General features: G+C 60.7%; 12 protein-coding genes. 2 read left to right on the top strand and 10 right to left on the bottom strand.

Annotation, left to right across the window (positions count from 1 at the left end):
- Position 1 precedes the first annotated feature (1 nt).
- Complete coding sequence (locus ACTG2G_RS03385) at positions 2-241, top strand: hypothetical protein (RefSeq protein ID WP_439985188.1); 240 nt, start codon at positions 2-4, stop codon at positions 239-241.
- A 154-nt stretch (positions 242-395) separates the two neighbouring features.
- On the opposite strand, the gene ACTG2G_RS03380 is transcribed toward ACTG2G_RS03385, so the two are convergent.
- Positions 396-560 carry a hypothetical protein gene (locus ACTG2G_RS03380; RefSeq protein ID WP_332650724.1) on the bottom strand — a complete coding sequence of 55 codons (165 nt, stop codon included), beginning with the start codon at positions 558-560 and terminating at the stop codon, positions 396-398.
- A gap of 216 nt (positions 561-776) precedes the next feature.
- Here ACTG2G_RS03380 and ACTG2G_RS03375 point away from each other — a divergent pair, with 216 nt between their 5' ends.
- A complete protein-coding gene (locus ACTG2G_RS03375) occupies positions 777-1187 on the top strand; it encodes a helix-turn-helix domain-containing protein (protein WP_332650721.1) in 411 nt (136 codons plus the stop codon).
- An 882-nt stretch (positions 1188-2069) separates the two neighbouring features.
- Here the strand turns inward: ACTG2G_RS03375 and ACTG2G_RS03370 are convergent.
- The 9 genes from ACTG2G_RS03370 to ACTG2G_RS03330 all read right to left on the bottom strand — a co-directional run bounded on the left by ACTG2G_RS03370 (position 2070) and on the right by ACTG2G_RS03330 (position 12707).
- Positions 2070-2669, bottom strand: a complete 600-nt coding sequence (locus tag ACTG2G_RS03370; protein ID WP_332650719.1) for a hypothetical protein — start codon at positions 2667-2669, stop codon at positions 2070-2072.
- A 364-nt stretch (positions 2670-3033) separates the two neighbouring features.
- Positions 3034-3231: a hypothetical protein gene (locus ACTG2G_RS03365; RefSeq protein WP_439985183.1), complete on the bottom strand. Its 198-nt coding sequence runs from the start codon at positions 3229-3231 to the stop codon at positions 3034-3036.
- A 116-nt stretch (positions 3232-3347) separates the two neighbouring features.
- Positions 3348-3512 carry a hypothetical protein gene (locus ACTG2G_RS03360; RefSeq protein WP_439985182.1) on the bottom strand — a complete coding sequence of 55 codons (165 nt, stop codon included), beginning with the start codon at positions 3510-3512 and terminating at the stop codon, positions 3348-3350.
- Entirely contained in the window at positions 3509-3790 is a 282-nt protein-coding gene (locus tag ACTG2G_RS03355; RefSeq protein WP_439985181.1) for a hypothetical protein, read from the bottom strand. The genes ACTG2G_RS03360 and ACTG2G_RS03355 overlap by 4 nt, the downstream gene beginning before the upstream one ends.
- Positions 3787-5070: a reverse transcriptase/maturase family protein gene (locus ACTG2G_RS03350; RefSeq protein ID WP_323914498.1), complete on the bottom strand. Its 1284-nt coding sequence runs from the start codon at positions 5068-5070 to the stop codon at positions 3787-3789. Before ACTG2G_RS03350 ends, ACTG2G_RS03355 begins: the two co-directional genes overlap by 4 nt.
- A gap of 2 nt (positions 5071-5072) precedes the next feature.
- Positions 5073-5417: a diversity-generating retroelement protein Avd gene (gene avd, locus ACTG2G_RS03345; RefSeq protein WP_270806083.1), complete on the bottom strand. Its 345-nt coding sequence runs from the start codon at positions 5415-5417 to the stop codon at positions 5073-5075.
- A gap of 61 nt (positions 5418-5478) precedes the next feature.
- Positions 5479-7017, bottom strand: a complete 1539-nt coding sequence (locus tag ACTG2G_RS03340; protein WP_439985180.1) for a hypothetical protein — start codon at positions 7015-7017, stop codon at positions 5479-5481.
- Positions 7018-7074: 57 nt separating this feature from the next.
- The gene (locus ACTG2G_RS03335; RefSeq protein ID WP_439985179.1) at positions 7075-12306 is read right to left on the bottom strand and encodes a phage tail tip protein J-related protein; all 5232 of its coding nucleotides are present in this window, start codon (positions 12304-12306) and stop codon (positions 7075-7077) included.
- Positions 12306-12707, bottom strand: coding sequence for a DUF6950 family protein (locus ACTG2G_RS03330; protein WP_439985178.1), 402 nt, complete (start codon positions 12705-12707; stop codon positions 12306-12308). Before ACTG2G_RS03330 ends, ACTG2G_RS03335 begins: the two co-directional genes overlap by 1 nt.
- Position 12708: the final 1 nt, after the last annotated feature.

Genomic DNA, 12708 nt, shown 5'->3' with positions numbered 1-12708 from the left:
GATGGCAAAGAAGATTGTTGATATGAGCATGCTGAGCGGGGTAGGTAGCTCGGCACGTCTCATCGAGAAAGAGGCGACACCGGCAGCAGCCACCAAGAGCAAACTGCTGACCGGCCTGCCTGTTGCGTTTGAAGAGCGCCACAAGGCACTGAAAGCGGCGGGGGTGACATCGCTGCTGTTAAACCCGTACATCATCGAAGCACTGAGAGAGAAGCTGGAGCGAGACGAACAGCGAGCCTGAAACGACACAGGCCGACTGTGAGAGAGTCGGCCTGTAGTTGCGAGCACCTTGGAGGGACACTATGCAACAGAGCAATAATACCAGAGCGGGCCACCGCATTATAGACTTTTTGGCGATGCCGCTGACCCAGCGCAGAGCATTACTGGAAATGATGTCACCCTGGGTGATTACCAGGGCGCGGAAGTCCGGCCTGATTTAAGAGAGCAGCCCCCACCCAGGGGGCTGTTTCATTTTGGGTGATCGCCAGCCCCTCTTTCATCAACTCAACCAACTCGGCCGAACAGTTATCGGGGCCAGCCAGATCAAGCATTTGTTTCATGATATCCCGTAGTTTTGATTTCATTTTTATCTAATACCGAAATTGATGAATCAGTGATTAATTGAACCATTCCTATACTACTCCGACCAGATGGCGAGCGCCTGCCAGATCTGGTTGCTGGCTCTATCATTACAATCAAATGTGGTTGTCAGATCTGACATAACGGCAGACGAACGACAGATCACGGCGAGCGCTGGAGCTCACAAGGAGTGTGACATGAAACCCGCCTATGCCTATCTGACCGATGATGATCGGGAATATGTAATCGCCACCAAAAAGCACCTGGCGCAGCTGATGCAGCGTCACGGCGTCTCAGTCGATGACCTGTCATTCGAGACGGGCATCCCCACCACATCCATCAGGCGGTGGCTCAACGTGCGCCACAGCGGGTTCATGCCCCTTCCTGCGGCCCGCCGCATCTGCGACTACCTCGGCATAGAGATCAGCGACCTGCTGCTGCCTATCGGCCGCCAGCGCCACCTGGACAGATCGCTGCGCATCTTCCTACGCCTCCCACCTCGCCTGGCCGACACAGTGATCGACCAGCTGATGGTCATGGCTGACGCCCTGGGCGCCCCCATCCAGCTCAGGGCATCCGGCAGTGACGACCAGGGCGACCCGCCATAATTGCAAAAAATCATGTGCGCATAACGTGCATTATGTTCAATGCGGGTTCGCGGGCGGCGTTGGCCTGCGCCTGACGGCGAACGGCCCAAAACTGACAACAAAGGGGCGGTGCCACCCCTGGTTCTCCCACCTTAAAAAATGTTGCAGTCCTGTTGTATTTCGATGGCCGGTTTCATTATCTGGCCTTGCCCCTCTTTAAAGCGCCTGAGCCTCGTTTTACGCAATCTCACCCCTCGCCCATGCCGTGGCATGGATTTTCTTTTTGGTGCTCACAGCGGCGGCGGGGTTGAGGAATGACTGCGGTATCGAAGCGACAGCCACCCCCCTCCCTGCTGAACGTCTTTTATCTTTAGGGCCACAACAGCCTGACGCCCCCATGAAGTTGATCGGCCCCTTTATGGGGCATGGCTGGTTCGATCTGTGGTGTTGGGGATGGGGTGTGGGGGCTTGCCCCCACGAAGGGGGTTACCTGCTGACCGGCGGGCGCTTGCGCCCTGCAAGGTCAGGCATTCTTGCAGTTGACCTTGCTCTGGCGGCGGCCAGCTTGCTGGCCTGCATAGCCAGGCATTCTCCCTGGGGAGCCTGCGAGCCAGGAATGATCTGAAAAGGGTTTTAATACCCTAGAAATAATGAAGAACACTTAAATATGGATATCCACAACGAGTGGGCACACCTATGGTTTATTTCTGACGGGATAGGGGGGCAGCTGACGGCGGGGATCTGTGGATAACTCGCTAGGTTTGGCGCGAACGAGTCTTGGTTAATGGGGGCAGCTGACGGCGGGGAGTCTGGGAGGTGATCGCAGGATAGTGAAGGCGGCAAGCGGACAAGCAGAAGCGCCCAGCGCGAAGGCTGGGTTATTGTCATGGTGGCGATACGGGTCTACGAGAACGGCTTGCCAGCCGCAGCCCTGGCTCGATACTGATTCCAGTCAAGCTGCTCAACCACGGCAGGAGCCTCTACCGGCTTCTTGCATGGCGCGGACGGCAGGCGATAGAAGCTGCTTTGCTTTGCACCTGACGTGCTGGCCTTGGCGCGCTGGCGCTTGGAGGCGCGCTCACGCTCGCGGCGCAACCAGAAATCGATCTTGAGTGCGGCAAACAGTCGGGTGGAGATAGCCTTGATGCCAACCAGACCGCGCACCTGGCCAGCCGAGTTGGTCATACGGGGCTGACTGATGGAGAGCAGGCGGGCGGCCTGCAGGTCTGCGATGGCGCGCTTGAAACGTGGCCAGCTGATGGTGGTCTCTCCCTGCAGGCGCTTCAAGCTCAAGCCAACTCGGCCATCCTTGGTCGGAACGCCGACCGTGAGGGTAACCAGATCGGTATATTTGAGCAGCACTTTGAGCACCTGAATGATCGACTCACGGCGCTCCGAGCGCTTCTTGCGGTGCGGGTTCAGGGTGTCCAGCTGAGGCAGATCTTTGAGGCGGTAGTAATAGTGCTCAACGAGATCGATGGAGCGGGCGATAAACTTTGGCATATTCTGCACATGAGACTGCACAAGGAATCGCGGGGCTGTCGGGTTGTGGCCGCATCTGTTGCCTGAGCACACATTCAGCCCATCATGGGCCACTGAAAAAGTCATGTTTCCGCCTAAAAAAGTGGCGGCAAGGTTGCCAACTATCGGCTGCTCCAGTAAACTGACTTTGCGATTAGTCGTTTGTATCTGTTTGTTTACTAGCTTACTGGTGCAATCGAATCAGAAAGCCCGCCCTGCAAGGCGGGCTTTCGTCATTTTGGAATCCTGCCAGATTTAATCTTCCGCCTCGGACGCTCCGAGACCCTATGACCACAACTCTAGCACAAAATGTGATAAGTTCAAAAGGTCATATCTCACTATAAGATCAGCTTTCTGCTGCTGCCAATATGGCCGCCTCCTGGGCGGCGAGGGTGATCTCTTTGGTGATCACCGCATCACACACATCCGGGCCGAGTAACGGCAGCAAGCTGGCCAAACGCTGAGCGAGTCGCCCTATCGTATATGATCCAGATGAAGCGATCACCTGATCATCTTGATCACCCATCACATTATCTCCACTCATCTGCAACCCTCCCGGCTGGCACTGTATTTTTATACAGGCAATTTTGGCACCGACCGCCCTGACGGGCAAGCCGAAAAAAGAAAAGCCCCGGCACATGGCCGGGGCGGGGTTCGACACTACTTGGGCAGCACCTCGGCGCAGGGGCGCGGCACCAGGATGGTTTTGCCCTGGTGAACCTCCTGCACCTGGCAGACGGGGCCGGGTGCCGTGGCGGTATTCCATGCCCAGCCAAGCAGCGCGGCGACCACGCTCGCCGTGATGGGCTCGAGACGGACGATCACTCTTCCGCCCCACGGGCCACCGGGTAGCGCAGCTTGATCTCCGCCACCTTGTCGCGCCATGCCTGCTCGGCCGCTGCTGTCTTGTCGTATTGCCACTCCAAGAAAAGGGGGTCGGACTCCGCCTCGTAGGCGCGCTGGCGGCGCGCCAGTTGCCCCTCTGTCAGCTCATAGTTGTGCTGGGCGAGCACGGAGGCTATGACCTCCTCACTCATGCCCAGCTTCGCCATAAAGGCCGGATCGTAGTTGTCGTGCGTTTCGCCGTCATATAAGTAGCTCATCTATTTGCCCCGCTCGAAATGTTAAACAGGCTGCAGCGCAGCCGCCAGGTGTTTGCATGCGCGGCGTGCGCACACCACGATTGGATGCATGGTCGGCAGTCGCCTGCCGTTAGCCTTCCTGCCGCTATCGCCCGTTTGAAGCGGCGCAGCTTGTAGCGGATGCGCTTGATGCTGTTTTTGCGCAACAGGCGGTGGGTGGGGTAGATGCGGTAGCCCAGGAAGTCGAGCGCTCGCCCCTCCGGGCCGACAGGGAATACCTGGGTCTTGCTGTTGGTTGTCAGGCGCAGGCTGTTCCACAGATACGCCTCGATCCGCGCGCGCCATGTGTGCAGCTGCGCCTTGTCGTGATGCAACACCACAAAATCATCCATGTAGCGGATGTAGTACCGGATGCCGAGATCGTGCTTTGCGTAGCGATCCAGCTCGTTGAGATAGAGATTGGCAAACAGCTGACTTGTCAGGTTGCCGAGCGGGATCCCGACACCCGGCCGCCCTGGGCTCGAGTCGATAATGGCATCGAGCAGCCTGAGCGTGCGATCGCAGTGGATGTGGCGGCGCAAGATCGCCTTGAGGCGGGCGTGATCGATGCTGGCGAAATACTTGCTGATGTCCGCCTTCAGGCAGAATAGTGGGCCGTGAGCTTGCCTGATCGCCCGCATCCAGCACTGTGCCCTGTTTGCCCCGGCATGTACCCCCTTGCCTTTGCGGCAGGCGTAGCTATCGAATATAAAGCGCGGGTCAAGCGTTGGCTCCAGTACATTCATGATCGCCCGGTGGACAACTCGATCCACGAAGCGGGGTGCCGAGATCAGGCGCTGTTTCGGCTCAAAAACATAAAACTCCTCGTATCCGCCGGGCTGATAGCTGTCGTGCAGCAGATGATTGTGGGTGTCGTGCAGGTGCTCTTCCAGGCGCTGCATGTAGCGCAGGGCGGCGGGCGAGGTGCGTTTTCCGCACAGGCAGCGCAGGGCAGCCTGGTGCAGATTGTCAAACGATATGATTTGGTCGTACATGAGGGCCTTAAAGTCGGCGGCCCGGCGCACCGGTGCCGCCTGTTCAGTTTTTCGGCGATAGCCGAGGCATCGACATCCCTTTGATAATGCACTGGACAACGCCCCGTGAGGTGTTGCCTTCTGGCTGCTGCCAAAGGCGGGGCGAAACCCAATGTTCGTGTTCGTGTTCGCGCGGGAATTGTTCAGATTCACAGCGGCGAGGCCGGCATTGGCACCGTTGTTCCAATTGCCGCCACGATACGGGAGTCGCTTGATGTCGGAGCCCATGATTAGGCGGCTCGCTCGTATTTGAGCCAGCCGCCGATCATTCTGCCGATCTCGAGATTGAGACCGCTCCAGTGTTGGTATTTGTTAATTGGCAGGTAGGCCAAGTCTTTCGCGAGCCTGACCTGATTTTGCAACACGGCTAACTCAACATCGAGATCCGTGAGTGTGGTCTTTTTGTGGTAACGCTTGGCCGCCGTGATGACCAACCGCAGCAGTGTCAACATGCTGCACCTGATCTCTGCGGCCAGCACGTGGCGCTCCGCCTTCGGGAACTGCCGCATGGCGACATACCCATACTGCATCATATCGCGGATCCGTTGCTCGATAACGAGCGGTTGTTTATCCATATCAATCCTGATTTACCTAAGCGCCGCTATCGCGGCGCCGTCAAAACTCAAGGCCCAAAGCTCAAGCAAAGGCGGGGCGAAACCCAATGCTCGTGTGCGCGTACGCGCGGGAATTGTTCAGATCCACAGCGGCGAGGCCGGCAGCGGCACCGTTGTTCCAATAGCCGCCACGATACGGGAGTCGCTCGCCGAAATTGCGCATATAGATGCGCCCCTGTGGCAGGATAGTGGCCGGCTCGATCAGCAGGCGCCTGAGCGCCTGATTGGACACATAGCCCCCCGCCTTGGCCATGATCCGCCAGTCGCTGTTTGCGGAGTTGCCCGCGTTGGCATTATCGCCGATGGCGCCGAGCCGATTGGTGATGGCATTGGAGAGGATTGGGCTACCCCCTGTGGGGGATGAGGCATCGAGGTAGGCATCGGTAAAGGCCCAGTCGGCCTCTGCCTGGGCGTTAAAGGCAGACAGCTTGAAGCGGCCGTCTTGCAGCAGGAACCCGTCCTGCCACTCCCATATGTTGCCTACCAGATCGGCGATGCCGATGGGCGTGCGGTTATGTGTCGCCTCCGCGCCCATCGAGCCCGTTTGCGTCCGGCCCGTACCGGCGCCATCGCCAGGTGCCCGGTTGTCGGCCCGGTCGCCAACAATCCACGTCTTGGCATGACTGCGCCCCCAGTTGGTGTTGCCAATCGGCTCGTAGCCGTTGGCCATGCACCACAGGGCGATTGCCGCCCATTCGTGCGCCGTCATCAGATGCCAGCCTGCGCCTTTTGCACTACAGGCGTTGCGGGCGGCGGTGTGATCGAGCGAGGCGCGGGGATCTTGCCGCGGCGCGCTGACAGCGCCGGAGCCGGACGCAAGATAGGCGCCGATGAATATCTCGCTCTTGATGCTGCCGCTGCCAAAATCGAACGCCGTCACATCGCCAGTGCCCATATCGGCGGTCATGCCGAGGTCGGCGTAGCTGAAGCGCGGCAGCACGAACATAGCATTGGCGTTGCCAGCGCTGTCGCGAATGATGGTCTGGCTGCCGCCGGTTGCCCGCTCAAGAGAGTAACGCTCCGAGTCCAGGATCGCAGGGCCGCCGACACGCATCAGCTTCCCTGCGCCGGCTTCCGGATTGATGCTGTCTGCTGCGGCTTTCGCCCGGTCCGCCTCTTGCTTGGCGCGGGCCGCCTGGCCTTCACCCTCGCTGGCAACCTTCTTCCAGCTGGGGATGGTGACGGTGGCGCCGGTGTCCGGGTTGAGAATGCCCACATCCCCCGAGCCGGTCAGCCAGGTCATCATGGAATCAAACCAGGTGCGGTACTTGCCCACCAGGGCCGACAGCTCGGCAGAAAACTGGCTGATGGTCGAGGTGCGGGTGATGTCGATCTTGTAGGGTTGATTGGCCAGCGTCCCGCCGCGATATGCCTCGACAAGCAGGATCTCGGTATCGCTGACCACGGTATCCACTTCGTTCGCCACCCCATCGGGGCCATAGAAGGCATGACCCTTCTGGATGGGAAGGGTGCCCGTTTTCCACTTGGTGCCAAAACCGGTGACGGTACGGCTGCCATTCGTCACCGTCACGTTACCGGTGCGCTGCCAAAGTCCTGCCATTGCTGGGCTCCTGAGACTGAAAAAAAGAAACCCGGCGCTGGGCCGGGTGTGGTGGTGTTAGCCGACGGAAAATCCGCCGCCCTTTTTGTTGATGAAAAACGTCTTTCTCTGCGCATAGAAAGACCAGTTTGAGCGCCGCTCGGCCACGTAATAGATGACCAGTGACGATGACCCTGCAGGAATGGAGATGGTGCAAGCCGGGATCTTTTCAAATATCGGCGTCTGGCTTGAACCGGTCGTGGCAACTGCAATAAGAACCGCAGCCGCCCCAGCCGCTTGAGCGTAAATTCGCGCCGTGGTCGCCCCCTCGTCATACGGGGTTATCCTGACCGCGAGTTCCTCCATCGTCAGTTCCTGATCGTAGGGGGACGCATCGAAATAACACTGAACCATCGTCACAGCCGTTCCTGGCTGGATAATGATCCCGCTCTTTGCTGGCAAGTCGAACACCCGAACCTTGGTGATATCACCCACGATTCGAGCCGCTGACAGCTGAGCCAGGATCTGGCAGTTCTCCCTGATGGTGACATTCTGGAAGGTGCCTGAGTTGGCCAGCACGTTTCCCTGGAATGTACCGCTGGTAAAGAACACTTCAGAGCCATAGAAGCGGCCGAGCGAATCAATGCCCGCATTCCAGCGCTTGCCGTAGGCACTGAACTGGCCATTGGCATTTTCGCCCAACCAGAGATCACCCCCCCTGAAAGAGCCGCCCTCGATCAGGGTGCCTTTCAGATGCTGGACGTTGATGTACTTGGCGATCACGTTGCCGATCTCGGCCGTGTCCATCAGCGCGTGGTTCATGTAGACGCTGCCGTTTTTGACGACCAGCGGGTGTACCTTTGACGATACCCCCGTTGCCCGCGACATCACGGCAAACACATCGGCATCGAGCAGGAAGCTGGTCAGCACCGAGCCGTCAGGGTTGAGCTTGACCGACAGGCCGAAGCCGCCGCCCTCGCCGTTGATCTGCGCCTTGGTGTACCAGCCAGCCTCGACATCCCCCTCCAGATCCGCCACGGCGGATGCCACGGTCTGCACCGCCGCCGAGGTGTCATCAACCACGGCCTGCACCTGGTCAATCTTCTCGGCGTTGGCCTTGTCGCCGTCAACCCGCGCCTGGTTGCTTTCAGAGATCGCGGCACTCAGGGCGCTATCCCCCTTCGTTACCTCGGCTTTCAGGGTCGATAGCTGTTCAGCCAGCGCCTGATCACCTTCCGCCTGGGCGCGGTTGGTCTCCTGGATGGCAGCTCCAAGGGTGTTGTCACCCTCGGTGATGGCCGCTTGCAGCAGCTCGTCACGCTCGGCGAGCGCCTTGGCGGCATCACTGAACGCCTTGCTGGTCTCCTGCAGGGCGGCGTTGGTCTTGCGATCCCCCTCTTCAAACTCGGTTTTGATCTGGCTCAACTGCTGGGCGGTCGATTGCTCGACCCCCGCCACCACTTCGCGCACCTCGGTAAACTGCGCCTTGGTGCTGGCCTGCTCCCCTTCAAACTCGGCGGTGAGCTGGGTCAGCTCCTTGGCCATCGCCTGCTGTTCGTCTGCCATCGTCTCCTGACGGTGAACGATCGCGGCGCGGGCGGTGCGGGCGCGTTGTTCGCCCGCCTCGTCAGCCAGGGCGTTGCCGATATTGGCCAGCGCAGTCAGGTCAACTTCTGATGACAGTTCATCCTGCTTGGCGGCCAGCGCCTTGCCCTGCTCGGCCACCACTTCGGAGAGGCTGCCCACGGTGGCGTTGGTCTGGTCGGTCTTGACCTCCAGCTGCTCCAGCGCCTCGGCGCTCGCCTGCTGGTTGTCGCTGACGACCTTGGCCAGGGTGGTGATGGCGGCCCCTTGCGATCCGGTCTCGGTCTTGAGCTGTCCGATCTGCTCGGCCAGCGCCTGATCACCCTCGACCTGGGCGCGGTTGGTCTCCTGAATGGCGGCGCTGAGGGTTTCATCCCCCTCGGTAATGGCCGCTTGCAGCAGCTCGTCACGCTCGGCGAGCGCCTTGTCGGCATCGCTGAGCGCCTTGCTGGTCTCCTGCAGGGCGGCGTTGGTCTTGCGATCCCCCTCTTCAAACTCGGTTTTGATCTGGCTCAACTGCTGGGCCGTTGCCTGTTCGACCCCGGCAATCACCTCCCGAACGTTGGTGAAGTTGGCAGAGGTGTTGGCCTGCTCACCCTCAAAGCTGGCCTTGAGTTCGGTCACTTCGCTGGCGAGCGCCTGGTGCATGTCGAGCTGCACCTTTTGATCGCGGCGGATAGATGCCTCGGCCTGGCGGGCGCGCTGCTCACTCCCCTCACCGGCCAGCGCATTGTTGATACCGGCAAGGCCAGCCTGTTCGGCAGCGGCGGCGGTCAGGTCAAGGGCGGCGGTGATCTCGTCAAAGCGACCTGCGGTGATCCCGCCGTCATCCTCGACAATCTGCTCCAGGGCCTGGATCTTGCCCTCGGCGGTATCGGTGCGGGTTTCCAGTCCGCTGACCCGCTCGGCGGTCACCTTGTCAGCCTCGGCGCTGACCCGCGCCACTTCGGTGATGGTCGCTGTCAGCAACTCGTCACCCTGCGCGACCTCTGCCTTGAGCCCCGCCACACTCTGCGCCAGGGCAGAGGTGGCATCGCTGTTGGCGGTGATCTTCTGCTCGGCAGCGGCGAGGCGCTCACCCTGGGCGGTCACGGTAGACTGGGCGGCTTTCTGGGCCAGCTCGCCCTTGGTGGCGTCCAGTGAGTTGCTGACCTCGGTCAGTCGCTCCTGCTCGTCAGTGAACTCCGACTTGGTGACGGTCTGCGCCAGTCTGGCGTTGATGCCATCGAGCACCTGCTCGGCCTCGGTCAGCCGCTCCCCCTGGGCATCAACCACTGTGTGATCGGCCTTGGTGGCAATGGTGCCCTTAACGGCATCGAGCGTCTGATTGACCTGGGTGAAACTGGCGTGGGTCTCATCGCGCAGGGCGCGCACGGCGTCCATCTCGATCTGACCGTTCTCGGGGTTGACGCTAAAAATGGCATCGCGCAGGTCGCCCATCTCGGACTGCACCCGGTCAATCTTGCTGTGGATCTTGTCTTGCTGCAGGGCGTTGTTGATGCCCATCTCGCCGAGATTCGCCTGCTCATCGCGCAGCAGATCTTCGGTTTGTTGCGAGCGGTCATCGAGCGCGGCCAGCGCATCACCCAGCCCGACCAGCTTGCTATCCAGCTCAGGCACCCGATCGGCGATCGGCTTGATCTCTTGCACCACCTTGTCGAGATCAGTCAGCCCCTCGCTGATACCGGGGATCAGCTCGATGGGTTTGCGCAGCTCCTCGCGCAGGTGCTCGGCGCCGATCTCCCCGTCAATGATGTCGAGAATGGATGAGGCGTCATAGGTGGTCTTGCCACTGGCAGCCAGCAGGGCCGACTTGCCATAAGCGTTAACCGCCCGCAGCCACACATAATAGGTGGTGTCCGGCTTGAGCTGGCCGAACTGCATATAGGTGCCCATGCCAGCGGCGCGGGCCTTCTCCATCACTTCGCCGATCGGCAGATTGATGGTCGAGACCCACCACTCACAAAGCACCCCATAGCCATCGCCGCCCGCAAACTTGGGGCGAAACGCCAGCGTCCAGTTGCCCGCCTCTACCTCCACTCCGATCGGGGTGGCTGGCGCGGCGATGACGAAGTTGACCGCCGCCACCGGTGAGGCGGCACCGGTCAGCGCCAGCGCCCTGACCATGGCGGTATAGTTGCCAGCGGCCAGCCCATTGACCCGGCATGACTGCCCCGGCACCTGGGCGGTCAGCACGGTGACCGGCGCCTTGCCTGGCTCGATGCGCTGCACGATCACCTGGTTGTAATTGACGGTGCCACTGTTGCGCCAGGTGAGCACCCCCTGCACCACCTCGCCGACCGTCTCCACGTCATAGCGCAGCTGATCCGGCATCGCCACGCCGCCGGTAGGCAGCTCGGTGATCTCCGGGCGCTCCATCGGCTTGCCGATGGCATCGGCCCAGAACAGCGGTGAATCCTCGCGCAGGGTGAGATCTACCCCGCCGTTCAGGCTGAATGCCCAATCGGTGACGCGAAACTCTGGGCCATTGATGCCAAGGGCAGGCAGATAAAACCGGATGGTCTGGCCGGGGCGATAGCGCCAGCCAGAGAGGTTGACCGAGCAGGTGATGGTGCGGGCAGCGCGGCGCTGGCGCAGGATGATGTTGGCGATGCGCTGGGCCTGGTACTCGCTGGTGACACAGCGCAAATCCAGATCTTCCAGCAGCGGGACGCCGCCATCCTCCTCCACCCACTCAGGCACGATGACCGCCGGGAAGTCGGTCTTTTTAAAGGTGATCGGGTCAACGAAGGTGCCCGCCACCTGGTTGATTTTGTCGCTGCTCGATGGCTCCGGCAGCAACTCCAGATCGCCGACCAGCTGATGGTGGCGCAGCTCATCACTGGCGGGGCCATAGTAGGCCCCGGCCAGGATGCCGAACTTGCCGCCGATATAGGTCGGCTGACCGCAGCATGCCATGTGCAGGGCTTCCAGCACCTTGGCGCGGGGCTCGGTCAGGTCGAATTCCACGTTGGTGGTATAGCGCGGCTCCACCTTGCCATCGGCGACCGTGACTATCTCATCACAGATATTGGCGGCAACGATAAACTCGTCCATACGGATTTCGTCATCGGGCACCTTAAGCCAGCTGCGATAGTAGTCGAGGATCACCAGGGCGCTGTTGTCGCTCCACTTCCACTGGCCATCGCGGGGATCCCAGACCTCCTTGCCGAACTTCTCGACCTTGATATTGGGCAGACCGGCGGGGAACTTCTCGGCGTTAAACTTGAGCGAGAGGCGCAACCAGGTGATGCCCTGGCCGATCATGTCCGACTTCCAGTCGGCGCACTTCTCCAGCATATAGGGGTCACAGGTCTGGCGGTCGGCATGCAGCTCCCAGCTGACCAGATCGCCATAGGTGCCGACCAGATCATCGCCGAGCCAGATATCACCGATGCGGCTTAATTTGGTGCCCGCCAACACCAGGGCAAGGTGCAGCCATTCGCCCTCGTCCTGCTCGCCCGCCTCCTCTGCAGCTATGCTAAGCAAGCCGGAAGAGATCACCCGACCATAGATACAGACCTTGTCACTGGCGGCAGCCCTCATAACCTGACTGCGTTCACTGGCGCCGCGGTAATCGCCAAGACTCGGTTTTTTCATGGTGAGCATCATGGTGGCGCTCATCACTGCCGAACCGATGGCGATCGCGGTCGCCGTTGAGACAACCAGGGCCGAGCCCACACCAGCGGCGGCACCGGCGATGACAGGAATAAACGCAGCAGGCATTACTCGACTCTCCAGGCAAACAGGGGAACAGCGTCAGGAATGGGGCGGGCGCCCTGCTCGGTCATGGCCCACACCTGACCGGCCCACATCACGGCGGCGGTCTGGCCCTGCGGGCCGTCAAACACCAGGGCATCACCGCGCTGGGCCATCGCCACCGGGATCCGCGCAAACAGCGCATCGAGGGCGGCGGGGATATCGCCGTGGGTTTTGGCGAGCACCCGCTTGGCGCCGATCTCGGTGCGATAGCGCCCGCGATACTCGGCCGCCGGGTCTTTGTCACAGGCCGCCAGACAGACATCCGCCACGAGCAGGCAGCAATCATTTTCACCCCAACAAAAAGGCCGCTCGCTGGCGGCCTGAATGGTCTGGATGATGCGGAGTTGCCAATCTGGGTGGCGCATG

The sequence above is a fragment of the Aeromonas sp. 55A genome (assembly GCF_051919665.1).
Classification (GTDB): domain Bacteria; phylum Pseudomonadota; class Gammaproteobacteria; order Enterobacterales; family Aeromonadaceae; genus Aeromonas; species Aeromonas veronii.
The sequence above is the reverse complement of the archived record's forward strand: the minus strand, read 5'-3'. Positions and strand labels throughout refer to the sequence as shown.